General features: G+C 48.1%; 31 protein-coding genes. 16 read left to right on the forward strand and 15 right to left on the reverse strand.

All coding sequences use genetic code 11. The features are described from left to right. Positions 1-77 precede the first annotated feature (77 nt). The 6 genes from M1403_03530 to secE all read right to left on the reverse strand — a co-directional run bounded on the left by M1403_03530 (position 78) and on the right by secE (position 2802). Positions 78-905, reverse strand: coding sequence for a 50S ribosomal protein L1 (locus tag M1403_03530; protein ID MCL4398064.1), 828 nt, complete (start codon positions 903-905; stop codon positions 78-80). A 1-nt stretch (position 906) separates the two neighbouring features. Continuing rightward, on the reverse strand, positions 907-1329 hold the full coding sequence (gene rplK, locus M1403_03535; GenBank protein ID MCL4398065.1) for a 50S ribosomal protein L11: 423 nt from the start codon (positions 1327-1329) through the stop codon (positions 907-909). Positions 1330-1420: 91 nt separating this feature from the next. Further along, positions 1421-1702, reverse strand: a complete 282-nt coding sequence (locus M1403_03540; GenBank protein MCL4398066.1) for a hypothetical protein — start codon at positions 1700-1702, stop codon at positions 1421-1423. A gap of 80 nt (positions 1703-1782) precedes the next feature. Then, entirely contained in the window at positions 1783-2007 is a 225-nt protein-coding gene (locus M1403_03545) for a hypothetical protein (GenBank protein ID MCL4398067.1), read from the reverse strand. A 4-nt stretch (positions 2008-2011) separates the two neighbouring features. Beyond that, positions 2012-2569, reverse strand: a complete 558-nt coding sequence (gene nusG / locus M1403_03550) for a transcription termination/antitermination protein NusG (GenBank protein ID MCL4398068.1) — start codon at positions 2567-2569, stop codon at positions 2012-2014. 14 nt (positions 2570-2583) lie between these two features. Beyond that, positions 2584-2802 (reverse strand): preprotein translocase subunit SecE, encoded by a 219-nt coding sequence (secE, locus tag M1403_03555; protein ID MCL4398069.1) that lies wholly within the window; start codon positions 2800-2802, stop codon positions 2584-2586. Between the two features lie 319 nt (positions 2803-3121). On the opposite strand from secE, the gene M1403_03560 reads away from it, so the two are divergent. The 3 genes from M1403_03560 to M1403_03570 all read left to right on the forward strand — a co-directional run bounded on the left by M1403_03560 (position 3122) and on the right by M1403_03570 (position 6764). After that, on the forward strand, positions 3122-4387 hold the full coding sequence (locus tag M1403_03560; GenBank protein MCL4398070.1) for a LytR C-terminal domain-containing protein: 1266 nt from the start codon (positions 3122-3124) through the stop codon (positions 4385-4387). A gap of 64 nt (positions 4388-4451) precedes the next feature. Continuing rightward, on the forward strand, positions 4452-5732 hold the full coding sequence (locus M1403_03565) for a hypothetical protein (GenBank protein ID MCL4398071.1): 1281 nt from the start codon (positions 4452-4454) through the stop codon (positions 5730-5732). Positions 5733-5744: 12 nt separating this feature from the next. After that, on the forward strand, positions 5745-6764 hold the full coding sequence (locus M1403_03570; protein MCL4398072.1) for a hypothetical protein: 1020 nt from the start codon (positions 5745-5747) through the stop codon (positions 6762-6764). On the opposite strand, the gene M1403_03575 is transcribed toward M1403_03570, so the two are convergent. After that, positions 6761-7387, reverse strand: a complete 627-nt coding sequence (locus M1403_03575; GenBank protein MCL4398073.1) for a superoxide dismutase — start codon at positions 7385-7387, stop codon at positions 6761-6763. The two genes, M1403_03570 and M1403_03575, sit on opposite strands and share 4 nt — an antisense overlap. A 6-nt stretch (positions 7388-7393) precedes the next feature. Next, positions 7394-7846, reverse strand: coding sequence for a YbhB/YbcL family Raf kinase inhibitor-like protein (locus tag M1403_03580; protein MCL4398074.1), 453 nt, complete (start codon positions 7844-7846; stop codon positions 7394-7396). 55 nt (positions 7847-7901) lie between these two features. Between M1403_03580 and M1403_03585 the strand changes: the two genes are divergently transcribed. From M1403_03585 to M1403_03610, 6 genes are all read left to right on the forward strand, one after another. Further along, positions 7902-8366, forward strand: coding sequence for a hypothetical protein (locus M1403_03585; GenBank protein MCL4398075.1), 465 nt, complete (start codon positions 7902-7904; stop codon positions 8364-8366). A gap of 9 nt (positions 8367-8375) precedes the next feature. Beyond that, a complete protein-coding gene (locus M1403_03590; GenBank protein ID MCL4398076.1) occupies positions 8376-8927 on the forward strand; it encodes a hypothetical protein in 552 nt (183 codons plus the stop codon). 140 nt (positions 8928-9067) lie between these two features. Further along, a complete protein-coding gene (locus M1403_03595) occupies positions 9068-10327 on the forward strand; it encodes a hypothetical protein (protein ID MCL4398077.1) in 1260 nt (419 codons plus the stop codon). Positions 10328-10388: 61 nt separating this feature from the next. Further along, the gene (locus M1403_03600; protein ID MCL4398078.1) at positions 10389-12590 is read left to right on the forward strand and encodes a hypothetical protein; all 2202 of its coding nucleotides are present in this window, start codon (positions 10389-10391) and stop codon (positions 12588-12590) included. After that, positions 12563-13171, forward strand: coding sequence for a hypothetical protein (locus M1403_03605; protein ID MCL4398079.1), 609 nt, complete (start codon positions 12563-12565; stop codon positions 13169-13171). Before M1403_03600 ends, M1403_03605 begins: the two co-directional genes overlap by 28 nt. Further along, the gene (locus tag M1403_03610) at positions 13132-13680 is read left to right on the forward strand and encodes a sortase (protein ID MCL4398080.1); all 549 of its coding nucleotides are present in this window, start codon (positions 13132-13134) and stop codon (positions 13678-13680) included. Before M1403_03605 ends, M1403_03610 begins: the two co-directional genes overlap by 40 nt. On the opposite strand, the gene M1403_03615 is transcribed toward M1403_03610, so the two are convergent. Then, complete coding sequence (locus M1403_03615; GenBank protein ID MCL4398081.1) at positions 13681-14112, reverse strand: hypothetical protein; 432 nt, start codon at positions 14110-14112, stop codon at positions 13681-13683. A 113-nt stretch (positions 14113-14225) separates the two neighbouring features. Between M1403_03615 and M1403_03620 the strand changes: the two genes are divergently transcribed. Further along, positions 14226-14558 (forward strand): hypothetical protein, encoded by a 333-nt coding sequence (locus M1403_03620; GenBank protein ID MCL4398082.1) that lies wholly within the window; start codon positions 14226-14228, stop codon positions 14556-14558. Here M1403_03620 and M1403_03625 read toward each other — a convergent pair. The 3 genes from M1403_03625 to M1403_03635 form a co-directional block, all read right to left on the reverse strand. Further along, a complete protein-coding gene (locus M1403_03625; GenBank protein ID MCL4398083.1) occupies positions 14543-15268 on the reverse strand; it encodes a metallophosphoesterase in 726 nt (241 codons plus the stop codon). The two genes, M1403_03620 and M1403_03625, sit on opposite strands and share 16 nt — an antisense overlap. A 94-nt stretch (positions 15269-15362) precedes the next feature. After that, on the reverse strand, positions 15363-16085 hold the full coding sequence (locus M1403_03630) for a hypothetical protein (protein ID MCL4398084.1): 723 nt from the start codon (positions 16083-16085) through the stop codon (positions 15363-15365). 12 nt (positions 16086-16097) lie between these two features. After that, on the reverse strand, positions 16098-16982 hold the full coding sequence (locus tag M1403_03635; GenBank protein ID MCL4398085.1) for a matrixin family metalloprotease: 885 nt from the start codon (positions 16980-16982) through the stop codon (positions 16098-16100). A 187-nt stretch (positions 16983-17169) separates the two neighbouring features. Between M1403_03635 and M1403_03640 the strand changes: the two genes are divergently transcribed. Next, positions 17170-18231 (forward strand): hypothetical protein, encoded by a 1062-nt coding sequence (locus M1403_03640; GenBank protein ID MCL4398086.1) that lies wholly within the window; start codon positions 17170-17172, stop codon positions 18229-18231. Here M1403_03640 and M1403_03645 read toward each other — a convergent pair. After that, positions 18224-18946, reverse strand: a complete 723-nt coding sequence (locus tag M1403_03645) for a ZIP family metal transporter (GenBank protein ID MCL4398087.1) — start codon at positions 18944-18946, stop codon at positions 18224-18226. The genes M1403_03640 and M1403_03645 overlap by 8 nt on opposite strands. A gap of 78 nt (positions 18947-19024) precedes the next feature. Between M1403_03645 and M1403_03650 the strand changes: the two genes are divergently transcribed. The 4 genes from M1403_03650 to M1403_03665 are packed head-to-tail and all read left to right on the forward strand — an operon-like array spanning position 19025 to position 20552. Beyond that, on the forward strand, positions 19025-19714 hold the full coding sequence (locus M1403_03650) for a phosphoribosyltransferase (GenBank protein ID MCL4398088.1): 690 nt from the start codon (positions 19025-19027) through the stop codon (positions 19712-19714). Beyond that, positions 19686-20024: a DUF488 family protein gene (locus M1403_03655; GenBank protein MCL4398089.1), complete on the forward strand. Its 339-nt coding sequence runs from the start codon at positions 19686-19688 to the stop codon at positions 20022-20024. The genes M1403_03650 and M1403_03655 overlap by 29 nt, the downstream gene beginning before the upstream one ends. Before the next feature lie 19 nt (positions 20025-20043). Beyond that, a complete protein-coding gene (locus M1403_03660) occupies positions 20044-20310 on the forward strand; it encodes a metalloregulator ArsR/SmtB family transcription factor (GenBank protein MCL4398090.1) in 267 nt (88 codons plus the stop codon). After that, complete coding sequence (locus tag M1403_03665; GenBank protein ID MCL4398091.1) at positions 20307-20552, forward strand: glutaredoxin family protein; 246 nt, start codon at positions 20307-20309, stop codon at positions 20550-20552. The genes M1403_03660 and M1403_03665 overlap by 4 nt, the downstream gene beginning before the upstream one ends. Positions 20553-20981: 429 nt before the next feature. On the opposite strand, the gene M1403_03670 is transcribed toward M1403_03665, so the two are convergent. After that, positions 20982-23321, reverse strand: coding sequence for a plasma-membrane proton-efflux P-type ATPase (locus M1403_03670; protein MCL4398092.1), 2340 nt, complete (start codon positions 23319-23321; stop codon positions 20982-20984). 263 nt (positions 23322-23584) lie between these two features. Between M1403_03670 and M1403_03675 the strand changes: the two genes are divergently transcribed. Then, complete coding sequence (locus M1403_03675; protein ID MCL4398093.1) at positions 23585-24055, forward strand: phosphatase PAP2 family protein; 471 nt, start codon at positions 23585-23587, stop codon at positions 24053-24055. Here the strand turns inward: M1403_03675 and M1403_03680 are convergent. Next, positions 23985-24485, reverse strand: a complete 501-nt coding sequence (locus tag M1403_03680) for a hypothetical protein (protein MCL4398094.1) — start codon at positions 24483-24485, stop codon at positions 23985-23987. The two genes, M1403_03675 and M1403_03680, sit on opposite strands and share 71 nt — an antisense overlap. Between the last annotated feature and the right edge of the window lie 11 nt (positions 24486-24496).

Below are 24496 nucleotides of genomic sequence, written 5' to 3' on the forward strand. Positions count from 1 at the left end.
GGGTGGGTCTTAGCTTTGTGCCCACTGTCTTTGGAACTGATACTATTATATAGGTTCTGCCTCCGGTTCGTCAATAACTAAACGGCCACTTTCACTGCCGGACCCATGGTGGGTTTGACGAAGGCGGTTTTAATTTTGTCTTTGCCGACGGCTTTAGTCAGGGCGGCAAAGTTGTCCTCGAGCTTTTTGGGTTCGAAAGAGACCTTACCGATAATCGTATGGATAATCGGGAAGTCAGCTTCGGTTTTCCAGTTAATCTGGCCCTTGGACAAAGTTTCCACTAATTTTTCCGGATTTTCGCCTATCGTGCCGGTTTTGGGGTTGGGCATCAAACCTTTTGGTCCCAGGATCTTGGCCACTCGGGCCAATTTGGGCATCATGCTCGGATGGGCCACCAAAATATCAAAATCGATCGAACCGCCCTTAGATAAATTCTCGATTAGGGCGTCATCAGCAACTTTTACTTTGATTTGTTTGCCGGTGCCGTGGGGCAAAGCCACCATCCCGCGCAGGCCCTTTTCGGTGACATTAAGATGCAATTCTACTGTGCCGTCGAACTTCGAATAAGAAGTTTTCTTGACTAAATCGAGAGCCTCTTTAAGAGAGTAAACCTTTTTCTTGTCAACTAAACCCCGAACTTCGAGATATTTTTTACCTCGGATATTCTTGACGGCGGAAAGCGGATTTTTTTGATCTTGATGTTTTAATGTCTTGATCTCTTGATCTGATTTTTCTGCTTTCAAGGGTTCCTGGTCAAGAGTTCTGTCTTCTGTCTTCAAAACATCCTTTTTAGGAACTTTGGCAGCTTTCTCGGCTTTTTTTTGAGCGCGTTTGGCTTCCGCCTTTTTGCGGGCGGCTTCTTCAGCTTCAATATCTCCCATGATGGCGGTTTTTACTTTACCCATATTATTCGTTTTTAATACCCATACTGCGGGCGGTGCCTTGGACTATTTTAGTGGCGGCATCGACATCGGTGGTATTCAAATCTTCCAGTTTGGTTTCCGCGATTTTACGGGCCTGGGCGGCAGTTAGGGTTCCGGCAGACTCTCTTCCGGCAAAGCCTGCGCCATGCTCGAGTTTGAGCTCTTTCTTGATAAGTTCTGAAACGGGGGGAAGCTTGGTGATAAATGAGAAAGTTCTATCCTCAAAAACCGTGATAACAGCAGGAATAACCTGGCCTTTCTTGTCCGCGGTTTTTTCATTGTAGGCCCGGACAAAGTCCATAATCGGCAGACCGTGCTGACCAAGAGCGGGACCAACCGGCGGAGCAGGAGTTGCTTCGCCCGCGGGAAGATTTAACTTAATAACGGTTTTAATCTTTTTAGCCATACGCTTTTTCAAGCTCCCACCCAGCCAAATGCTGCTTGGTAAGTTAATTTTATCTGATATCGGTAAGAAAGTAAAGTCGCAGTAGTCGAGTCTACTCCTGAGATTTGGCGGGTCCGGAGTAAAGTGACGGCATCGGGGCCTTTAGGCTATTAGCATCGGGCCGGCGCTCCGGTACGACTTGCTGACCGAAAAAGTTCAACCGGCCTTTTGTGGGGGCACGCAGATTGGTCAGGGTTTCCTGGCTAATTTCATCATCGGGGGAAGCCGGGATGGGCTTGGGATCACCGGTCGGAACGGCAGGAAGCTGGTTATTCCTAACCATGACCGGAATTATTAATCCGAAAATATCAGCAAATTCTTTGGTCTTGGCCATACTCTTTAAAGCTTCCGGCTAGGCCCGGTAGATTTCGGGTAAAATGGTAGATGAACTATACTAATTTTCATTAAAATCTTCTATTCGCAAGTCGATCTGGCCTGAGAATGCCTGGCACTATCGACACCTTCCCAAGGGTAGGGTCCGTGGTTATTAGATCTTTTTGTGACCCAATGCCTGGTCTCTCTTGGCTTATCCCGGCGTATTTGAATTTCCAGTCTGACCTCATCTTCGTCGCTTAGCGGTTCAAGACCTTCTAATAACTGATCAATACCGGCATCATGAGTAATTTCTGATTTGGTCATATTTTTAAAGCTTGCTAACCTGGAGGAAATCGAGCTCAACCGGAGTTTCCCGGCCAAAGATGCTGACCAGGACTTTGATCTTGCCGCGGGCTTCATCAACAGATTCCACACTGCCCAGGAAGTCGGCAAACGGCCCGTCAACAATCTTGACAGCTTCACCGACAGAGATACTGGTCTTGAACTTTGGCGCGGCCAGCTGCGAGAATTTGGTAATGGCGTCAACTTCTTTGGGAGATAGAGGGGTCGGACGGTTGCCGATACCCACAAAAGAAGTAACTCCGGGAGTAGTGCGAACGATTAACCACGAGTCGTCGTCTAAAATCATTCTCACCAAAATATACCCCGGAAATATTTTCTCTTTTATTTCTTCTTTCTTGCCTCTTTTGACGGTGACAGTATCCCGGGTGGGAACGAGGACATCAAATACCCGGTTGGCGATGTTCATCGCCTCCGAGCGCTGTTTAATCGCCGCGGCCACTTTGTTCTCATGGCCGGAGTAGGTATGCAGAACATACCACTTGGCGTTTTCCGGAACATTTTGCTGAGTTGTTTGATCGTCCATGTGATAAATCTAATTTACTGTTTTAATAAAAGTTCTATCAGTCTGGTAAAAACATAATCCAAACCCCCAAGATACACGCCGACTATTATAGAGACCCCAATAACGACCCCTGTCAGTCTGACCACTTCCGGTCGAGTTGGCCAAGCTACTTTGGCTAGTTCCGAGCGGACTTCTTTAATAAAGACGACCGGATTTTTGCCAAAGTCCGGAGCCGTGATCGTAAAGTCTTTCATGAAACTAGCTTAGCACAAAAAAGACATTGTAACTACAAAAAAACAGTCTTCGCCGGACTGTCAAGGGGATTGTAGCAAACTTATCTATTCTTTGTAAAGGGGAAGCTTCAGCCTTATCTGCGGCTGGAGCAGCTTGATCCTTCACAGGTCGGAAGTTCTGACTGCAGACTTAGGGGTTACAAGGCTATTTTTTAAAGAAAGGGTCGTTCTTATAAAGAATCGTTCTTGTAAAGAATTATTCTTTTTGTCCTTTGGTGTTTTTAGGTTTTTTGGGGCCGGACCAGCCCTTGCAATTGGCGCGGCTAATTTATTACACTGAATGTGTATGCCCTTCGGGAAGAAGAAGCTTTTGGTGGTATTTCTGGAGAAAGATAATCTCAAACTCCTGTCTTATGAAGTTGGTGGGTTGAAGTCGGCGGCGACGCGGTTGTTTGCCGGCCAGATTACCTTTTCTCCGGAAGTGCTAAGGGATGGGTTTATTGCTGATGCCGCCAAATTTTCCGGGCAAGTGAAGATGGCGTTTGCCCAGAAAGACCAGCTTCGCGACGCGGCAGAGGTTTTGCTTTTTGTCAGTCCGGACAAAGTTTTTACCAAGACCTTGCCGGCAGCCGATTCCGTTGACATTTTTATTCACGGCCTGCCATATTTTAAGGAAGAACTGGTTATCAACACGGAAGAGTCCAAGGTAAAAGGGAAGGGCGACAGAGTTACCTACACGGCTTTTGAGAAGAAGCTGGTAGAGGATTTAGAGCGTCCGTTTCAGGAGCTGGGTAAAAAAATAATCGGGGTCAAAAGCCCGGCTAACGCTCTGGTAGAAAAGTTTCCTCAGGCGGGAAAATACCTCTTTTTAATTCCTCAGGAACGCGAAATAGTGATGGTGGCGGCGGAAAATGGAGAGATTTTGGATTTAGCGGTGGTCAAAAACGATGTTTTTGTGGCCCGGCTGGAAGAGTTCCGGGCGAATCATGATCTGGGAAACGCTCCAACCTATTCTGTTGGGGTCTTCCCATCGCACTTCAATTTGCAGACCGTTAATTTGGCCCAAACCGACATTTATGATCTCATTGTTAACTCATCTTCAACCACAAAAGCGGGTTTCGAGCTGCCGCTATTTTTAAATCGTCTGAACCCCCGTTATCTTTTCCTGATAGGAGCGGCAACTGTGGGTATTCTTTTAGTATTATTAATAGTCAAAAATCTCCACCGCCTGCCGGGTTTAGGCAGACCGGCCAAAACAGAAATTACCTCGCCCGTGGCACCAACTCCACCCCCGCCGCCCGCGCCGGAGCCAAAGCCGGCTGATTATCCTGTGGAGATACTAAACGGAACCCTCATCACCGGCGAGGCCGGGAAGTTAGCAGACAAGCTTAAAGCTGAAGGCTTTGATATTACCGACACGAAAAATGCTACCTCGGCCGGGTTTGCGGCAACGCGCCTGCGGGCGACCAAAGAGGTGCCGGATAAGATTTTGACCGAACTTAAAACAACTCTTCTGGAGACTTATGAATCTGTCACTGACGAGCTTCTGGCCACCCCTTCCGGTAAAGCTGACATCCAAATAATTATCGGGAAAAAGAAAACATAAACTAATTGCTAAATTGTTTCATTGTTACATTGTTAAATTATTAGCAATGTAGCCATGTAGCAATATGACAATGGAGGGATTGGCTAATAAAAAAATCTTAGCGGCAATAGCTATCAGCCTTATTTTGGTTGCGGGTTTGGTGGCGGGGGTTGTTCTGGTGAAGCGTCAGCAGGATATCCGGTCCAAAGCGGCGTCGGCCGGTTGTACTAATGCCCGCTGGCCGGCTGACCCGAATACTGCCTGTGGTAAAAGCACTCAGCAACCAGCCCAAAGTGCCACCGGAGTTTCCTTAACTCCGGACTTTGCTTGGGGTTATGGCGGCTATCGTCCTGAAGATAATGGGCAGTGTACCACGGATTTTGGTTGTTCCCACCAAAATTACGGCGTTTCTGTTTACCTATTTGAAGGTAACCAGGCGACGACAGCTTTTGCCCGGGCCGACAGTATGAATGTTCCCATACTGCCAACTTCAATGAGTTTTAGCAAGTTCAAAAAGTGCGACGGTTCGCCGTCTTGTCATACTGACGGCCAACCGGCTATCACCGCTTTAAAGGCCAATACCGTTTATACCTGGCGAGTAACGCCTTATTATGAAGATGCAAACGGACAATTAATTGTCCATGCGGAACAGACTTATAATTACAACTTTACTACCGGAGCTCCCCAACCGCCAAATTGCGTCAGTTTAACTACCACGGCTGATCTGACTAATTTGCAGGTTGGCAGTCAGTACACTTTCTCGCTGACAGCCAGCGGGACAGTGACGGACGTTTCTTTGAGTGCTTATACCGGCAGCTGTCCTAGTTCGCCGCCGGAAATTGACAAGCAGTCAGCCAGTGCCGGAACTTATTCCTTAAAGTGGACGCCGACGGCGGCCGGAACGTACACCGTTTTTGGCCGGGTCTGGAATGACAGCCAGGTCGAATGCCGCGCCGACTGTGTTGACGGGCCGCCACGGATTCTTTGTGATGGCGCATCTGCCTGCAAACTGACGGCGACGGTTAAAACTCCTCCGGTCCCGCCGGCAGTGACCGCCGCTTGCCAAAATGTCCAGGCTGATAAGGATTTATCTACCCTCAAAGTCGGTGACACAGTTACTTTTACCGGTCGGGGAACGCTTACTAACAATCAGACAGCTGGCAGCGCCATTGACAAAATTAAATTTATTGTCCTTAAGGACGGAACGGAAGTTTTAAACACTGATGTAAATACGACTCAGGAAACAGGTGCTAATGATGTCGTTCAGACTTGGAAAGCGAGCCAAGCCTACACGATTACTGCTGCCGGAACTTACTCAGTTCGCATCAAAGTCCATTGGAATACACAAGATATTTGGCTCGAATAAGACTTTGTCTTAATGAACAATAAAGTTTCGTTTATCGCCGGAATTTTGATAACCGCTATTATTGCGGTCGGAGCGGTCCTGGCTATTACGATTGCTATTCGGACTAATACCACAGCCCCGGTTGCCCCAACTGTGCCACAGGCGAAACCCAAAGCAGCCGAGCCGACGACCCCCACAACAACCAGTGCCTGCAGCCTAAGTTTTACGGTCGCCGCTCTGCCGGTCACGCCGCTAAGTTGTGACTCGATTACGCTTAGCCCCAACGATTTAATAGCGACAGCAGCGGCTGCCAAGACCTTAACAGTTACCGGTACCGGGAGTGGAACACTGACATATAGCTGGAGCGTGACCAGCAGCGGGACGAATGTGGGAACTCTTTCCTCGCCAACCAGCCAGACAACTACCTGGACGGCTCCGGCTACCCTTTCTGCTGACCAAACCTGGACGATTTCGGCGGGGGTAGGAGACAGCTCCGGCAAAGTCGCTGGCGGAGATAAATGTGTCGTAACTTTGACTTATACAGCCCAGCCGAAACCGAGTCCGACCTGCAACACCTCCTGCACGAATTCTGCTGATTGTCCCAATGATCTGGCCTGTGTGGATGGTCGGTGCCGCAATGCCGCCTGTACCAACCAGTCAGATTGCCAATGCCCACCACCGCTTAAGACCTGTAACCAGTCCTGCGTTAAGACGGAGGAGTGCGGTAATGGCCTGATCTGCGCCGGGGGAAATTGCCGTAATTCCGCTTGTATTACTGAGCCGAGTTGCTCCTGTCCGGCGCCAGCACCTGCCCCGACACCGGCGCCCGCGCCAGCACCTGCCCCAGTAGTGGTCGCAATGCATAAAACTTGCCAGAATAATGCCTGTGTCACTGTAAACGGAGCGGGAAGGAATACCTGCACTTCGGATGTCAGCTGTCAGCCGAAAGCTGCCCCACCGCCGATTCCTAAATCCGGTGTGGAACTGCCGACAATCGCGGCGATTGTGGGAGGAATAGGCTTGATTCTGCTGGGGTTGTTGGCCATCTTTTAACTTTCTTTTGATAAAGCTTCCTGGTAGTTTTTTTCTGCCTGGGCCCAGTTGACCAGATACCACCAATTCTTCACATAATCCGTTCGCTTGTTCTGGTACTTCAGATAATATGCGTGTTCCCAGACATCCAGGCCGATAATGGGTGTGTGTCCGAGGGTAAGCGGCGAGTCCTGATTAGCGGTTTCGGTAATCATGATTCCTTCCGCAGTATTTACCAGCCAAGCGTAACCGGAACCAAAGTGTGAAGTAGCGACCTTGCTAAACCGTTCCTGGAAAGCGGTAAAACTGTCAAAGACTTTATCGATAGCGGCCGCTAATTTTCCGGTTGGCAGCGGCAGGACATCTTCATGGTTGGGAGCCATCACTTCCCAATATAATTCGTGATTAACCACGCCCCCGGCATTATTACGGATTTTGGTTTTAATGTCCGCCGGAATGTCTTCCAAATTTATTAATAAATCTTCAGGACTTTGGGCTTCCAGATCAGGATAACTCGCCACGGCCTCGTTCAGGTTTTTAACATAAGTTGCCTGATGGCCGTCATGGTGGATCCGCACGGTTTTTTCGTCAATGTAGGGTTCCAGTGCGGCAAAATCATATGGCAGCGGTTTTAAGATATACATATTAATTTACCCCCGCGGGTACTCCGGGGAATAGAGTCCGACCAGTTCAGCCCGGGCAATGACGGCATTTTTTATCGCTTCTTCGAGTTCGTCGCGGTCGGCGCCCGGTTCCAGAGTTAAAAGTTTATTTAACGCGGACAACATGAAACGATAATGATGAACGCCTTCCGGCGGGCAAGGGGGGATATATCCGGTTTTTCGGGCGGAATTGGTGCCGGCTACCGCTTCGGCCGGAGTAGTTCCTTCAGGAATTTCCGTGATCGTGGGGTTAATATTCCAGAGCAGCCAGTGGTCAAAAGTGCCGTTAGGCGCGTCAGGGTCGTCAACAATCAGGACCAGACTTTGGGCTTCGGCCGGGACATCGGAAATTTCCAAGGGAGGATTAATACCGTCACCGTCGCAGGTGTAGATGGGGGGAATTGCTTCCTGGTTAGCAAAAGCCGGAGAGCTTATTTGCATATTCTTACGATTTTATCTTTAAATTGTAAAAACATAAACGGAGAATGGTTAAGATATGGATTTAGTTTTGGCCGCAATTCTGGCCGCTGCGATTATTTTTTCCGCCTGGAAAGGAGGAACTCCGTTGCAGAAATTTTTTGAAGCGCCGCTGACAGACATTGCCAATAATCAAAGTCCTACGCTTCCCGGCGGGGCGCCGCTGGCTAATCCCTGGATTTATCCCGGAGCCACGCAAATTGATAATTCTAGCGGAGTAGTGACTTACGAAACTACCGACGAACCTTCCGCCGTAACTTCGTGGTACCAGGACCAGATTGCCAGAGGGGGGATGACCGTCACCTCGTACATTGTTACTAACACCAATGACAATGTGATCAACCGCCTGGTTGGCGCCAGTGCGGATGGCAGTGAAATTGAAGTGGAAATTGTCCGCCTGGCGGGAAGCAGTTACACGACGATTAGCCTTGGTGGAAGCGGAAACAGTACTACTATTCCGGGGCAAAATGCCCAGTCTATTTAACCACCCGTTATGATGCGCAAATTAATAATCGTGGCAGCAGTCCTCGGACTATTAGTAATAGCCGGGGGTAAATGGCTTAGCAGCCGCGCCAAACAAACTACGGTCGCCGATGCCACCAGCGTTACCGCTCAAGCCTCCGATGCTCCACTAAAATCAACCGAGATTAACCGGGAGTTTAGTTTTCCCATGCTGGATGCCAGCGGAAACGAAATTACCAAATTAAGCTATACGATCCAGTCGGCAGAGTTGCGAAATAATATTATCCTGCGCGGCCAGGAAGCGACAGCGGCTCCGGGCAAGGTGTTCTTAATTTTTAATTTGAAACTGCGCAATGGCTCTCCGGCCGGCGTGCAGCTTAACACGGCCGACTATTTGCGCTTAAATGTGAACGACAGTTCTGACTGGGTAGCTGCCGAAATTACCAACGATCCGGTAACGGTGCCGGCGATTTCCACTAAATTCACCCGGGTCGGTTTTCCCATCAGTACTTCCGATAAAGATTACAAATTACAGGCTGGGGAAATAAAGGGCAGCAAAACCGTTATTCCCGTGAACTTCTAAATATAAATTCCCGTTCCTTCTTACATCTTCTTACTTTCCTTTCAACCGGTTCTCGTCAGAATCAGTTACTATCGGCCTCGAAGTGTCCTCGGTAGTTTAAGGCTACCGATTGCATTCTCAAAAAGGGAGGGGGTGAAATAATGATTAAAGCAAAAATAGGAGCTATCCTCGCTTCAGGAGCCCTGCTTCTTTCCACTGCTATGCCAGCTTTTGCTCAGGGAACAACCAATCTAACGGTCTCTGATAATGGGGCTGACACGAACAATGTTATCAACAGTGATGTTACCAAGACCAATACTGTCGTGCAAAATAATACCGCGACAGTGACTAACGCGGTAACAGTAACCGGCGATACCGGCGGCAATGATGCCAACAAAAACACCGGCGGGTCCGTTTCCATTCAAACCGGAGACGCGACTTCCCGGGTTACCTTGAGCACTAAAGCCAATGTGAATGTGGCGACAACGCCGGATTGTAACGGATGCAGCGGGACTCTTAACGGATCAATTTCCGGAAATGGAGCAGACTCATATAACCATATTAATGCCAGTCAGACGACCACCAATTCGGTCTTCCAGAATAATCTGGCGGATATTACTAATGCCGTGACCACGGATTTGACGACCGGTGACAACCGGGCGAATGAAAATACCGGAGGAACTAGCGGCAAAGATGTGGCCATTATGACCGGCAATGCCGGATCAGAAGTAACCGTCAATAACCGGGCTAATGCCAATCTGGCTAATCTCGGCGGCGGAACCGGGGCGGGCGGCAGTTCGACGACCAATTTGACGATTAGTCAAAACGGCGCGGACAGCAACAGCACGATTAACCGTTCCAACATGCGGACAGACACGATTACCCAGAGCAATCTGGCGGATATTTCTAACGCCTTGACCCTTAGTGGCGGTACCGGCGGAAACCGGGCTGACGAAAATACCAATGACAGTGTTTTTGTCGGAACCGGAGACACGGCAGCTATCGCTACGGTCATGAACCGAGCCAATTTCAACGCGGCGACGACCGATTGTGGCTGTCTTCTGACGGACAACAAAACAATTTCCGGAAATGGGGCAGACTCGTATAACCAGGTGAACCAAAGCCTTGCTGACAGTTTAATGCTGTTTCAGGGCAGTGGTGACGAGCATCAAGCCGGCAACGGGGCCATGTTTAGTAATGCACTAACTATTGATCCTGTCACCGGGACAAACCACACTAACGAGAATACCGGCACGACCGGGGCTAACGGAGTGGCGGTTTTAACCGGTAATTCCGGCAGTTTGGCGACGATTAACAATACGACCGGCGCCAATGTTTTCGGAAGTCTGACTCTACCCAACGGAACCGACCTGGGTCTTTCCTTTGACATGGGCGGTCTCTTTGGTTTTTTAGGGGTCTAAGTTTTTCCGGGTAGGTCTCCCGGTGTGCGGCACTTCCGCCGGGAGCCTGCCAGAAATAAAAATGATTAAATTTTCAATTAAAAAGAAAATAGCCGTCATCTTTTTAGCAATACTTTTATTAGTACCGAGCAGTTATCCGGTATTGGCTGAAGAGACCAGTCCGGCGGCTCCGACAGCACCGAGTGCTCCTTCAGCTCCAACCGCGCCGTCTGAACCAAGTGCCCCGTCTGCACCGTCAACGCCCAGCGCACCCACTGCTCCGTCAACGCCCGAATCTCCGGCAGCAACAACGCCGGCTCCGGCCACAGATACCGTTTCTGCTAATCCCTCACCAGCCGCCGATCCGGCGCCGGCGACGCCAACTCAGCCACCGGCAACAACAACCCCGGTCCCGACTACCACGGCTGCCTCTACTGATCCGGCTCCAACAGCGAATACTACAAGTTCCGGAAGTCAGATTGCCACCGGCGGGACAGGTGAAACCAATTTAACAACCGCGCCGGCAACCACAACCGTAACCGGAGTAGTTGACGGAAATACAAATTTAGCAAATCCCTCGTCCGGTAACTCGGCAACAGGAAGCGCAGACGATCCGGCAAACACGAATAACGGAGCGGGGTCCAATAACACCGCCAACGATACCAGTACTGCAACTAATAATGCTACCCAAACAAATACGGCGGCGGTTGATAATACCGTGACCGCCGCTTCAGTGACCGGGAACAATATCGCTTCCAAAAATACCGGCGGCGATACCAACTTAACCACCGGTGACGCCAATGTTTCCGGAACTCTTTTAACCACTGTCAACACGAATGCGGCCGGGGCGACAGTGGCGACTTTTAATGTGGCGGACAATCACACCGGGGATATTATTCTTGATCCCGGCAATGCCAGTGTTGTCAGTAACGGCAGTAACCAAAGTAGCCTCAGTAACCAAAGTAACGGCGGCGGCTCGACAAATACCGTGGGGGCAGCTTCTACTGACACGGCAAATACTTTCCAAAACAATGTCGCCACAGTCGGCGGCAGTTTAATTCTCACCGCCAATTCCGGTACCAACCAGGCGAATCTCAACACTGACGGGAATACCGGCGTAACAACGGGCAATGCCAATGTCGCCGGCAATGTTTTAAATTTCGTGAACAACAACATTGCGGGGAATGTTCTTTATAATGTCGTTAATATTTACGGCAAGTTAACCGGCGATATTATTTTGCCCGCATTGGCAGGCAGCAGTAACAACAGTGACCAAAGTAACCTCAGTAACCAAAGTAACGGCGATGGTTCGACAAATTCGGCAACAACCTCGGCAGAAACTTCTGACGCGACTTTCCAAAATAATTCCGCAGACATTACCAATAATTTAGTATTAACCGCCACGACCGGCAGCAACAATAATAACCTCAATACCGGGGGCGACACGGCGGTTAAAAGCGGCACAGCGTCTGTCGATGCCAAAACGGTGACGGTGGCCAACACTAATGTGTCGGCCGGACAAACTGTTTGGCTGGTCCTGGTAAATGAAGCCGGCAAATGGGTGGGGCATATTTTGGGGATGGATCCGGGAACCAATGTCGCTGCTTCTTCAGGAACCACGGTAACCAATTCCGGAAACGGAGCAGACAGCATCAATGTGACCAACAGCAGTAACACCAGTAACAATTTAGTTGAACAAACCAACCTGTCAAAAGTGGTAAACAATCTTTTATTGTCGGCCAATACCGGCGGTAACCAGGCTAATAAAAACACCGGAGGAAACTCCACGATTTCCACGGGAAATGCCCAAATTATTGCCAATGTGGTGAATTTTGTGAATGACAATATTGCCGGCGACGCCCGGCTGGTAGTCACTGTCGTGAATGTCTTTGGCAGCTGGTTCGGGGACTTTGTGACGCCGGGACAAACCAAAGAAAAACCGACCGATCCGCCGGCGCCCGCGGAAAACAACCAGGAACAAATTACCGCTCAAAATACAGAAAGCCAAAACCAGCAGCCGCAAACAACCACGACGGTTACTCAGACAGAAGAGAGTGTCACCCAGTTCGTCCATTCAGTCTTTTCTTCGCAGAACTTTCAGTCGGTCGCCGGAGCTAACACGGCGGAGCAGTCGGGACCAAATCTGGTAGCGGCGGCGCACGCTCTGTCTCTGCCGGCCAACTCCACCGCCCGGCGGATGGTAACAATTAATCTGGCTTATCTTCTGGGGTTAATTCCGCTAATTCTTGCAGGATTATGGCTAAAGCGCTATGCTCGAAAATAATTATTCTCCTCCTCTTAATCGTTGGGTCTGGCCCTGGTTTCGCGCTGGCGGAATCTAATTCTGATATTTCCGGCAATGGGACCGGCACCACTAACGACATTTCTTCGGCGGTGACTTCGCAAACAACAGTGGTTCAGGCGTCGCCGGTAACTAAAATTGAAAATATAATAAGTTTGGGCGCGGATACCGGCGGAAACAAGGCCAGCAAAAATATCGGTGAGGTTTCGATTGAAACGGGGAGTATTACGCAGGAAGTAAAAATTGAAAATAAAGCCAACGCCAATGTTACTGTTACTCCGCCCTGTCCGCCGTCTCCACCTCCGCCCGGACCACCGCCTCCTGGTCCGCCTCAGCCCCCAATCCTCCCTTCCGGAGGAGGGGAAAATAATAACAATACCAGTAGCAACACGACAGTAACGGAAACCAGCAGTTCCGGCAATAATACCGGTTCGTCTCCAAATAGCCCTGAAGTTCTTGGAGCCAGTACCGGGGAAATTTTGCCGGCAACCGGAAACAACTGGTACCCTGCGGTAGTTTTGCTATGGTTCGTTTTAATCTCACTTGGCTTGGCAATTCGCTGATTGCCCTGGGTCTGGCAGGGATAATTTTCACTTTTTATCCGCTGTTTGCTGTTTATTTCGCCAAACCGCCTCCGGTTCCCGCTGCCGACTCGGGAATTTATTTAAGTATTCCTAAAATTAATGCGGTTGCCCCGATAGTTTTAGGAGTTAATTCTCAGAATCCCGCGGCTTATCAAAAAGCTCTAGAACACGGGGTAGCTCAAGCGGCAGGAACTGCTCTTCCGGGTCAGCCGGGGACAATATATATATTTGCCCACTCTTCAGATCTACCTTGGCGTTTGACCCGCTACAACGCCGTATTTTTGCGCCTGGGAGAACTGACTAACGGGGATAAAATCACCATTACGGATAACGGTGTCGTATACAAGTACACTGTCTTTGATAAAAAAGTCGTCTGGCCAAACCAGGGACAATACTTACATCAGACTGCGAGTCAGCTTATTCTTCAGACTTGTACACCTCCCGGCACGGCCCTGGAGCGCCTTCTCATCTTCGCTCGGCCTGATTAATTAAGAAGTTTTTTCTGCGATCTTACTGATCTGTCCGGCCGTAAAGTTAAATTGAAAAAGGACATGGGGATAGATGTTAACTATTGACCGATAAAGACTGGCAGGAGAAGTAAAATCCAGATTTTTGGAAAGCAGCTGGGTGTCAATTTCCACATTTTGGGAAGCCTGGCAGATTTGGTCAGTCCCGTTTGGAGCCGTCTGGCAATTTTGATTAAAAATGCCTGACGGATTATCGACCGGAGCGATTGTCATATTAACCATGGCATTATTAAACGAGATATTTTTGATATACCCGGAAGCAACCGGCGGGATCGGCGCGGGAATTATGGCTCTGGCAGGTTCAAGAGATAACCAGCCGAACGCTGCCAGGATACCGGCAATTATTAAAACAATAAAAATTCCCAGCAAGACAAAGGTGAAGTTCTTCAGCATAGTTCCATACTATTCTCGAAAAATTAAATTTCTGAAAGAGCATGACCGAGCCTTGCCCCTTTCTTACAAAATTTTAGCCCCTTTTTTGTGCCTGAGCATTACCTTTAGACCCAATGCTTGATATACCAGATAGGCAAAATATTACGGTTGACCATCAGGAGATTGCCGCTTGGGCGCAAAAGTTTAACGGCCGGCCGCAGCGAATCGGAGAAAATGGTTACAGTTCCATCCGCATCGATTTTCCTGGTCACGGTGATGACACTTTTTTCAGTTCCGATAAACGCCCCGTGAACATCAGTTGGGACGAATTTTTCCGGATATTTGAAGAACAGCACTTGGCTTTTATTCACGAAGACAAGGATGTTTTCGACCCCAGTCTGGCTTATCACTTCATTAAACGGGAAAACGCTTTCGAGGAAGAAACTATCGATCACATCTTCGGCTGATTTTTAACCTCATACAGATAAAACGACTTCGGCGGCGACAGGTGACGCAGAACATCCAAGGCGACATTATGAACAGGAACCCCTTTTGGGGTTTTTCCCTGAAACTTTCCGTGGTGGGAATGACCGTGGAAGACGATGGTCGCGCCTAAATTATCAATGGGTTCGACTAACCGTGAGGAGCCTAAAAATGGATAAACTTCCAACGATTCGCCTTCAATCGTCTCGGTGATCGGAGCATAGTGCAGCAGGACTATTTTTATTTTGGTCTCCAGATGGGATAGAGCCCGCTCCAGTTTTAGAGTCTCACCGATATCATCCGTGGCAAAAACTTTTATCGCCGGTTCCCCCCAGGGCGGCAGGTGGTGGGGGGCAAAGCCCCCGCCAAAGCCCTTGGCCCCGGCAAAACCCACACCGTCTTTAACGACCCAGTCGCCATCAAGAACCTGGACCCGTTCGCTTTCAATAATTTTTGTGACTTCCTCGATTTGGTCGCTCTCGAAGTCATGATTGCCTAGAACAGCCAGGACGGGGATGGAACAGTCTTTAAGCTGAGCTGCCAGGACTTTAGCCTCCGAAGGCTCGCCATGGTCGGTCAGGTCGCCGCCTAAAAGAAGAATATCCGCTTTTCCGGACACTTCCTTAAAAATTTCCCGGCAACTGTCGGGCTCGGATATTTTGGTGTGCAAATCGGCAAGAGCAGCAATAATCAATTTGAAATTTGAACTTTGAAATTTGAAATCAATTTTAAAATTTAAAATTAATCAATTTCAAATTCAATTCAAATTTAGAATTTCAAATTAAAAATTAGTGTGTGATGTCTTTATATCCCCATTTTTCGATATCAATGCGGTAATCTGTTGTCGAGATAATAGACCCCCGGGTCACTCTATTTTGCGGGGGATTGGTCCCAAACTGTTGTTCCAATCGGCTGGCCAGTTCCTTCATAACCCACTCCGGTACCAGATTGCGTTCGGAAGGGTAGATATAGCGAAACAAGATAAGGTGGATAAGCAAGATTTCCCAATTGCGTTCCAGAGTGCTCAAAAGATATTTCCAGTCAATATTTTTACTCTGTTTTAAGATTAAGTGGGCAATATCCGGACCTTCAAATTTCTCCCGTTCCACCCGGTAAATTCGGCTAATAATTAAATCGGATACCGATGGAACCCGTAAATCAAGGCCCAGGATTTTGGCCGGTTGGGACCATTGAAACCAGCCGTCATTGACCTGCCAGGTGCCCTGAATGGAGCCGAAAACCAAATCGGCGATATTTTTGCGGCTGGTTTTGCCAAAAATTTTAGCCAGCCAACGGACATCCCAAACAGTAGTGGGAAATTTCCGGTCAGTAAATATTTTCAGAATTTTTGGGGAATCACTGGCTTTACAAAAGATGTCGATGTCTTTTGTCGGCCGCTCGATGCCGGTATAGTGCCGGACAGCAAAAGTCCCGCCGATCAGAAACGGGATGTCGGTTTTAGTCAGGATTTTCAGGACCTGCCGATAAAACCTTTCTGGTCCTTCGGCCATGGGTGGAGTCTACTACTTCGAAGCTTGAGTGCGAGTAAAATTCTGGTAATAATAATCTAATATAATCTGGGCGTTACTGATCCGGGCGCAAGTCTTTTGCAGCGCCTGATCGTCCTCAGGAGTCGGAGTAATGGTTTTGCTTTGAAAAGCATACATTAATGCCTGCGGGTCGCTCACATGGTCCATATTCAGGGCGTGTCCCAGTTCGTGAGCCAGAGTATGAATCAGTTCGTCCTTGGAATTAACATAATAAATAGAAATAGTCTGGTTTTGGCCGTCAAACAGGCCCGATTCGGGTTTCTGAGCGATCACGGCATTAAAGGTATTCACGGTATTATTTAGTTGGTCGACCTGAAAGTTATAATTATTGATGGAGATTTTTAAGCTGGCGGCTTCGGTCCGCAGGCTGTTTTCTTCAGTTTTCAGGGCTTGCTGACGGGAAATCAGACTGTCATAAACATCTTTCGGAGCGCCCCCTTTGGCGTTCCAACTATCAATTTCGCTGTTTAGAGCCGCCACGCGGGCGGCAAAGTCATTCAGCTTGGCCTGAAACTGAGCTACTTTGGAGTCTAAGGCTGTCCGGTCCGTATTGGTACCGCTTTCCATGTTTTGCACTTGAGAAGACAACTGCTGGCGCTCGTCATAAACAAAATTAATGATTAATTTCGCCTGTGGGTCTTCTTTTAAAACCGGCTTGCCCCAAGCCTGGTTCCAGATATCGGCTGCCTGAGTAATATCAGCCTCGGCAGCAGAGCTGGTTAGATTAAACCGGGGGTCAATAACGCCTAATTTATAGTCCACCGGGTGATCGCAGGGGTAATAATAGCTGTTATTCAAACACCAGATCACTCCCAACCCACTCAGCAGAGTTAAGACTAATATCCCCAAAGTTTTCATGGCTATCTATATTCAAGCACTCTGCCGGCCGGGTAGCAAGATCAGATAATTTGATCCTCTTCCATAAATGGCAACGAACAAGTAATATTTAGGCCGTAACGATTAAAAACCGGATGAACTGGAATTTCGCCGACTTTGGACACTAATTGGATTTTAATTTTTTGAGTTAGGGGGGATAATGGTAACGGTGAAAAGAAAGCTACTTCTTTTTCTGGTTATCGGCTTGGCAGTGATTGCGGGAATAGTTGAATGGCGCTTTGTGGTTCGAAGCAAGCCGATCTTGCTCTCAGATAACATTTCGCAAGTGACTAGCGGAACAATCCGGGGTTACAGCTATTGGGTTTTTAACCAGGGGGATTTTCCCTGCGGGAAGCAGGGCGATCACCAGTTTATGGTGATTCAAAAAGGAGCAGCGAGGAACAATCGCAATCTTCTGGTGCGTTTTACCGGCGGTTTTGCCGGTTTTTTCTACCCCAATGGCCAAGGTAACAAGAATTATTTTCCTGATTCGGGGTTGGAATCTTTGCTTTCGGCGGATTCCTATTTTAAAGAGCCATCACTGGCCGGTTTGGACCGGCTCGTTGTTGATACTTCCGGCTGGAGGCTGGTGGCGCCCAGTTATTGCTCCCATGATTTTTACTTAGGGACAGGTCAATATAACAGCGAAGATGGTTTCGCCCGTTGGGGAAAAAGCGCGGACGAACAAGCTTTAACTTTTGTCGAAAAGAATTTTCCCACCGATAAGATCGTTACCTACGGCACTTCCGCCGGCGCCATGGGCGCGTATATCGAAGGAATTTCTCACAATAATGTCGTTGGTATTGTTATGGATTCTTTTGCCGGAGATTTAAGTTCCGTTGCTACCGCTTGCGAAAAGGGGATTCAACCTTACCTTTCCTCCTGGCCCTGTACCTGTAATGGCCAAACCTGTGTCCGGACCCTGGCCTCCCGAATCGGGTTTAATCTGGGCGATGAGCCTTACCGGGCGGTTTCGGCGGGTCAGATAAAAGTTCCCCTATACCTGATATGGGATCAAAACGATTATATCTATAATTCCCACACCGATTTGCAGTTTAATCCGCTGGCCCAGGCTATAAAAAAAGCTAATCCCGGCGGCAAATCGGAAGCGGTGGAAATTTGTGTCGATAATCCCCAAACCGGGCAAAAATGCGGGATGCATTCGCCGACTCTGGCGGACAACCCCGCCACGAGGCAGGTTTATGACTGGGTTTTGTCGGTGACTAAGTAAGCCTGGTCACGGCGAAGATGAGGGCGGCGCCGAGGATTGTTAATAAAATAGTCTTGTACGATGAGCGTTCACTGTGGGCTTCAGGCAAAATTTCGGCGGCGCCGATGTAAAGCAGGAATCCGGCAAAAAAGCCAAGATATAAGAGTAAAATATTCGGCGGCAGGGTAAAAAACTTGGTAGCTAAAGCCCCCAGAACCGGAGCCAGCGCGTCTAAAAATAATAACCTTAAAGCCCGGCCGCGGGAATTTTTGTGGACCAAGACTAACGATACCGTATTCAAGCCGTCGGAAAAGTCGTGGGCAATAACAGCCAGAGAAACTAATATTCCGATGGCAACGGAGACCTGAAAGCCCAGCCCGATGCCCACACCGTCAAGGAACGAGTGTCCGGATAGCGCCAGAGCTGAAAGAATTCCCACCGTCGGGTGTTTATGATGGCCATATATTTCTTCCTGTTCGTGATGAATAAGAAGGACCTTTTCGGTGATATGAAAGATGAGAAACCCCGCGACCAGGGCTAGCATGGGAAAAATGGCATCAGTTTGTAAAGCGGAAGTCAGGCGGATAATTTCCGGAAAAATGTCAAAAGTCACGACACCCAATAACACTCCGGCGGTAAAGCCAAGAATCAGATGCAATTTGTCCTGATGCCGTAAACCAAACAGGCCGCCGCAAAAGGTGGAGACAAAAGTCAGGAGGGCAATAAAAACTACCATAAATCAGCAAAAGTATATCATACAGGCCTCTTATCTTCCGTTCACTTTATTCTAACCTCTTCGAACTAGAGGTAAGACATGTTTGAGGATCGTCAGGATGCCGGACAGAAACTGGCCAAAAAACTCGCGGAATTAGATTTAAAAGACCCACTGATCATTGCTTTGCCGCGCGGCGGCGTGCCGGTGGGGTTCGAGGTGGCTAAACAGATGAGAGCGCCCCTCGAGGTCCTAATCGTGCGTAAGTTGGGGGTGCCGGGCAATCCGGAGTTTGGTTTTGGGGCGCTGGCGTCAGACGGCACTCTCATAGTTGACCAAAATATCATCGACCAGCTGGACTTAACCGGCGAAGAGATTAAATTTGTCTTGAGTCGAGAGATGGCTGAACTGGCTCGGCGCCAAAAGCTTTACCAATTGCCGGACCATTCTCCGGCTGTAGCCGGGCGGGAAGTCGTTTTGGTGGATGACGGTCTGGCGACCGGGGTTTCGATGCGGGCGGCCGTCCAGGCGGTTTTAAAGCAAAATCCTCAAAAACTGGTGGTAGCGATCCCGGTGTGCAGTCTCGACGCAACAACCGGGATTCGTAGCCAATTGCGGCCTCAGGATGAAATAATTTGCCTGGCGACGCCGCTGGACTTTTCGGCCGTCGGGATGTGGTATCAGCATTTTCCACAGACGACCGACGAAGAAGTCATTAATTTATTAAATTTGGCGCGAAAAAGGCTTGAGGGAGGCAGGAAATATGGACATCCGGGTAAAGCGGGTTTATGAACCGCCGGAAGAAAGCGACGGAAGGCGGATCCTTGTGGATCGTTTATGGCCCAGAGGCTTGACTAAACAAAAAGCCAAAGTCGATTTATGGCTTAAGGATCTGGGGCCAAGCACACCGCTTCGGCAATGGTTTAATCACGAGCCGGCCAAATGGGATGAGTTTCAAAAACGCTACCGGGAGGAGCTAAAGGGCAAAAAGGATCTTTTAAACCGGATTCCCAGAGACGAAAAGGTAACTTTGATATACGGCGCCAGAGACAAATTGCATAATGAAGCTTTGGTCCTCAAGAACTTCTTGACAAAACATTAGTATCTGCTAATATATATTTATGAAATCATCCGTTTTGTCCGCTCTGACAAATCCGGTCAGGCTGAAACTGATTAGTTGCCTTTCCAAGGGTTCAAAGAATGTGACCGAATTAATTGGTAATTGCGGCCTTTCTCAATCAGCAGTCTCCCAGCATCTGGAAAAGCTGCGGGGGGCGGGTTTGGTAAAAACCAGGCGGGACGGAAAAGAGATTTACTACCAATTAACCAGTAAAAAGACGGCTAAGGTTAGTTATTTACTCCAGAAATATTTAACGGAGGCCAGATGAAAATAAAGCTCTATTCCACCCATACCTGTCCGTATTGCATGTTGGAAAAAGCGTGGCTGGAAGCCAACAAAGTTACTTTTGAAGTCGTCTATGTGGACACAAACCAGCAGGAGGCGATAGATATGGTCCAAAAAACCGGCCAAATGGGAGTGCCGGTGACGGAAATCCAGCTTGAGGGTAAAGAACCGGAGTATGTTGTCGGTTTCGATCAGGCAAGACTAAGTTCCGTTTTGAGGGTATAATATTTGCGCTTTAGATACCGTTAACCTGAGAACCAATCACGAGTGAAGATTAGCTGGTTAGATCCTCTTATCTTTCTCTTTGCCGCCATCGGCGGTTTTTTTCTTATTCCCCGGCATGTCTTTTTTGAAAACTTCGCGGTTCTGGCTTGGATATATCTTCCCTTTTTTGCCCTGACGATTACCTGTCTGGCCAGAAACCTTCTTGCTAGAGCCAGGGCAGCAAGAAATGCCGGCAGTTCTTTTTTGGGGATAGTTTCTACGGCGGTAGGGATTACCGCATTGCAAGCCTGTGGCTTGGGAATGCCGGCCTGCGGGTCAGCTTTGGGAGTCTTTTTTGGCTTGGCACTTGTTCCTGGTTTTGTGGCAGCTTTTGTCCGGGACTACGCCCCGCTGCTGATTTTTATCTCCATCATTTTTCAGGCAATCGCCCTATACAGTCTTGGCTGCTTTAACCGCTTCGCTCACCTGCATCCAGAAAATCGCCCAGAGCCAGACGCCAAGAATATAAACCAGCGGTATAGGGGCCGGCATAAACCAGCCGGTAAAAGCCAGGAGTGAAGCCACCAGCTGGGTAAGAGTGGTGGCAATAATAACTTCATTGCTCGGTAAAAATTTCCACCAGCGCTGCTTCGTATGCGCCACATAAATCAGGAGGTGTCCGGAAACCGTCAGTTTAAGAAAATAAATTGTCTGGACTACGGGCAGGGAAATGTGAAAAACTCCGACTAACAGGAAAAATAAAATCAGACTGTTAGCCACTCCAACCAGTCCGTATAACGAACTTAAGATAAACCGTTTCCTGATATTCAGTTTGGCCGGGCTGGTAGTGTTTTCTACCCGGTCATAGGCCAGAGAAATAATCGGAATATCATTTAACAAAGCAATAAGAATTATCTGCAAAGGAGTCAGAGGATAGGATTTATAAATTAATCCGAGAATTACAATAGTGACAATCAGGCGAAAGCTTTCGGACAGGCGGTAGACGGAATAGGAATAAAGCCGCGAGAAAATTTTCCGGCTTTCAATAATGGCGTCCTTAATAACGGAAATGCCGTTAGAGAGAAGGACAATGTCCGCGGCTTCCTTTAGAGCAATGACAGCGTTCTCGACGGCAAAGCCGACATTGGCTGCTTTGACGGCCGGCAAATCGTTAACCCCGTCGCCGTTAGTGGCCACGACGAAATATTTTTTAGCATCCTGAACCAGTCTGAGTTTATCTTCAGGGTAAATCTCGGCAAAGGCCTGAACGCTTCTGTAAAAATTAATATCCAACCCCTGCCAGTTCGTCTTCTCCAGATCGCTTCGGGTGATAATTTTGTTTCCCGGGATGGCCAGTTTTTTGGCAATTTCGCCGGCAATAACCCGGTTGTCGCCGGTGACCATCGCTACTTCAATCTGTTCACTGGTGAGGAATTGAATAACATCGGAAGCCTCCGGCCGGAGCTCATCGGATAAGGCTAAAAGGCCGACCAAGGTCATCTCTTTTTCTTCCTTTCCGGTCGCGACAGCCAGACTTCGGTAGCCTTCCTGCCCCAAATCGGCAATGTCCTTTTCGACTTTATTTTTTTGCGTTGGCGACAAGGCGCAAAGATCAAGAATAACCTGCGAAGCTCCGGCCGTGACATAGATTTTTCCCTCGCCGTCTTTAACCTGAGCCGTCGTTCTTTTTTTGACCGAATCGCCGGGAACGAAACTGTAAACCGTGTAGTCAACGGGTAAAGCGGCCAGCTCACCGGCCTTGCTGATAATCGCTTGACTGATTAAATTCCGGCTATCCTGATAGGAAGCCAGGTAGGCATCGGCAATAACATTTTTGTCGGTGTAGTAATTGTAGGGAATTATCCGGTCAATAACAATTTTATTTTCAGTCAGCGTCCCGGTCTTATCCGTCAGCAGTAAATTAACATTGGCTAAATCTTCCAGGGCGCTAAGCCTGCGGACCACGACCTGTTTTTTAGAAAGATCGAGAACTCCAAGAGCAATAATTAAGGTCATAACGGTTGGCAAACTGACGGGGATCCCGGCGATAATCAGGCTAAGATCTAAGGTCAGAAGATCAATAACGGGCGCATGCTGGAGAATAAAGAAGACGCTTAAAACAGCTACGCCAATAAGGCTGAGGGCGGAAAGAAATTTAGAGATGCGGATAATATCCGTTTCCAGAAAACTTTTGCCTTTTTGGGTTTCAACGGAAAAAATCACTTTGCCGAATTTAGTGTTTTTGCCGGTGGCAGTAATTTTTAAGGTGGCAATGCCGGTAGCAATAAATGAGCCGGAATAAAGAGCGTCGTTCAGGTTCTTGTCATTGGGCAAAGATTCGCCGGTTAAGGCCGATTCGTTTACGGAGACATTTTTGTTATCAATTAAGAGGCCGTCGGCGGGAACGATTTCGCCGGCAGTCAATTGAATAATATCCTCAGGAACTAACTCCCGGGTATCAACATCTTGCCATTGTCCGTCGCGAAAAGTTCTAACCCGGCTTTTTAAATTTTCGTTGAGCTTGGCGATGGCGTTGTCTGCCTTGGCTTCCTGCCAGGCGGAGACGCCGATATTTAACAGGAGCAGGGTCAGAATAAAATAACCGTCAAAAGTTTTAGCGCTGACAAAGGATAAGCCCGAAGCCAGAAGAAGCATGAGAGAAATGGGGGAGAAGAATTGTTTAAAGATTTTTACGAATAACGGGGTCTTTTTCTCGGGAATTTCGTTGGGGCCGGTCTCCCGTAGACTTTGGGTTGCCTGGACGGAAGTCAAACCGGAAAAACTTTCCATGAAAACATTTTAGACGCTGTGGCGGAAGTTGCCAAGTTTTTTGCAGAGCTAAGAACGGGCCGGATTTTTCTTCTCCCGTTTTCTTTTGGCGGCCGCGATAGCCTCAAGAATTTGCCGTTCAGTTAAAGTTTCTGACATTAGGGATATTCTAACCGAATAGTTTACCCGAATGTGCTTCAATTAACAGTCCTCAATTTTTACGCTTAAAATCCCGCTTTCTTTACGAATGTAACCCGCAAGTTATGTGATATATTAGTTAACAAGTGATTAATCTGCTGATTGTTTTTACTGCCCAATATGCTTTTCTGGTTAGTGTTTTGGTTTTGTTGATTTTTCTGGTAAAAACAAGTGGTCAAACTAGAAAAAGATTAATAATTTTGGCGCTAATGTCATTTATTTTTTCCTATCTTTTGGCTAAAATTTCAGCAATGTTCATTTACGATCCCCGCCCATTTGTGACTTCGCATGTCCAACCGCTATTTCCTCACACTCCCGATAATGGTTTCCCTTCAGATCATACCCTTTTAACCACAGCCATTGCCGCCGTGATTTTTGCTTTTAACAAGAGGTTGGGGGCATTTCTTTTTGCCTTGGCTCTGGTTATTGGTTTGGCTCGGATTTTGGCTCATGTCCACCAACCATTGGATATTATTAGCTCGGTTCTTATTGCTGTTGGGATGACCTTAGTTTCAAACCGATTATTAGACCGGCTGATGAAAGCGCCAAAGCAGTAATAACTGGTCCAATGGAAGGAATTGGCAGCAGGAAAAATACATCTTTATCTAAAAGATTTCTGGGCCAGCCTGCCAAAAACCAAAGGGCGGCGTAATAAAAAATGTCCCAGAAAGAAAAAGCAATCAGGAAATTTCCCAGCCGTTCCCGAAATGTTTTTCCGCTAAGGTAAGCGAGGGAAATTAAGACTATTAAGGTAGATATTTCCCGGTAAATCTCCGCTGCCGCGATGTTAAAATCGGGAATAATTGTGACCTGTGACCGAACAAAAGCAACAAACCCTAGGTTTAAAACGGTGGTAAACTGCGGCCAGGGAGTGTTAAAACCATAATGAAGCAGTTGACGCAGATAGTAAACTACCGCGGCTTCATCAATGGCAAAACCCAGGGAAAATAAGAAGATAAAAAATAATTTTTTGCCAGATAATCGCATCTAACATATAA

The sequence above is a fragment of the Patescibacteria group bacterium genome, from assembly GCA_023380635.1.
GTDB lineage: Bacteria > Patescibacteriota > Microgenomatia > JAMCZE01 > JAMCZE01 > JAMCRP01.

Coding starts and splice junctions, on each gene's coding strand:
- M1403_03575 (MCL4398073.1), bottom strand. CDS start 7,387: ATGTATATCTTAAAACCGCTGCCATATGATTTTGCCGCACTGGAACCC.
- M1403_03645 (MCL4398087.1), bottom strand. CDS start 18,946: ATGGTAGTTTTTATTGCCCTCCTGACTTTTGTCTCCACCTTTTGCGGC.
- M1403_03540 (MCL4398066.1), bottom strand. CDS start 1,702: ATGGCCAAGACCAAAGAATTTGCTGATATTTTCGGATTAATAATTCCG.
- M1403_03580 (MCL4398074.1), bottom strand. CDS start 7,846: ATGCAAATAAGCTCTCCGGCTTTTGCTAACCAGGAAGCAATTCCCCCC.
- secE (MCL4398069.1), bottom strand. CDS start 2,802: ATGAAAGACTTTACGATCACGGCTCCGGACTTTGGCAAAAATCCGGTC.
- M1403_03610 (MCL4398080.1), top strand. CDS start 13,132: ATGGTTCGTTTTAATCTCACTTGGCTTGGCAATTCGCTGATTGCCCTG.
- M1403_03635 (MCL4398085.1), bottom strand. CDS start 16,982: ATGAAAACTTTGGGGATATTAGTCTTAACTCTGCTGAGTGGGTTGGGA.
- M1403_03605 (MCL4398079.1), top strand. CDS start 12,563: ATGGCTAAAGCGCTATGCTCGAAAATAATTATTCTCCTCCTCTTAATC.
- M1403_03570 (MCL4398072.1), top strand. CDS start 5,745: ATGAACAATAAAGTTTCGTTTATCGCCGGAATTTTGATAACCGCTATT.
- M1403_03665 (MCL4398091.1), top strand. CDS start 20,307: ATGAAAATAAAGCTCTATTCCACCCATACCTGTCCGTATTGCATGTTG.
- M1403_03585 (MCL4398075.1), top strand. CDS start 7,902: ATGGATTTAGTTTTGGCCGCAATTCTGGCCGCTGCGATTATTTTTTCC.
- M1403_03680 (MCL4398094.1), bottom strand. CDS start 24,485: ATGCGATTATCTGGCAAAAAATTATTTTTTATCTTCTTATTTTCCCTG.
- M1403_03670 (MCL4398092.1), bottom strand. CDS start 23,321: ATGGAAAGTTTTTCCGGTTTGACTTCCGTCCAGGCAACCCAAAGTCTA.
- M1403_03530 (MCL4398064.1), bottom strand. CDS start 905: ATGGGTAAAGTAAAAACCGCCATCATGGGAGATATTGAAGCTGAAGAA.
- M1403_03595 (MCL4398077.1), top strand. CDS start 9,068: ATGATTAAAGCAAAAATAGGAGCTATCCTCGCTTCAGGAGCCCTGCTT.
- rplK (MCL4398065.1), bottom strand. CDS start 1,329: ATGGCTAAAAAGATTAAAACCGTTATTAAGTTAAATCTTCCCGCGGGC.
- M1403_03560 (MCL4398070.1), top strand. CDS start 3,122: ATGTGTATGCCCTTCGGGAAGAAGAAGCTTTTGGTGGTATTTCTGGAG.
- M1403_03630 (MCL4398084.1), bottom strand. CDS start 16,085: ATGGCCGAAGGACCAGAAAGGTTTTATCGGCAGGTCCTGAAAATCCTG.
- M1403_03565 (MCL4398071.1), top strand. CDS start 4,452: ATGACAATGGAGGGATTGGCTAATAAAAAAATCTTAGCGGCAATAGCT.
- M1403_03590 (MCL4398076.1), top strand. CDS start 8,376: ATGATGCGCAAATTAATAATCGTGGCAGCAGTCCTCGGACTATTAGTA.
- M1403_03655 (MCL4398089.1), top strand. CDS start 19,686: ATGGACATCCGGGTAAAGCGGGTTTATGAACCGCCGGAAGAAAGCGAC.
- M1403_03600 (MCL4398078.1), top strand. CDS start 10,389: ATGATTAAATTTTCAATTAAAAAGAAAATAGCCGTCATCTTTTTAGCA.
- M1403_03620 (MCL4398082.1), top strand. CDS start 14,226: ATGCTTGATATACCAGATAGGCAAAATATTACGGTTGACCATCAGGAG.
- M1403_03615 (MCL4398081.1), bottom strand. CDS start 14,112: ATGCTGAAGAACTTCACCTTTGTCTTGCTGGGAATTTTTATTGTTTTA.
- M1403_03650 (MCL4398088.1), top strand. CDS start 19,025: ATGTTTGAGGATCGTCAGGATGCCGGACAGAAACTGGCCAAAAAACTC.
- M1403_03660 (MCL4398090.1), top strand. CDS start 20,044: ATGAAATCATCCGTTTTGTCCGCTCTGACAAATCCGGTCAGGCTGAAA.
- M1403_03545 (MCL4398067.1), bottom strand. CDS start 2,007: ATGACCAAATCAGAAATTACTCATGATGCCGGTATTGATCAGTTATTA.
- nusG (MCL4398068.1), bottom strand. CDS start 2,569: ATGGACGATCAAACAACTCAGCAAAATGTTCCGGAAAACGCCAAGTGG.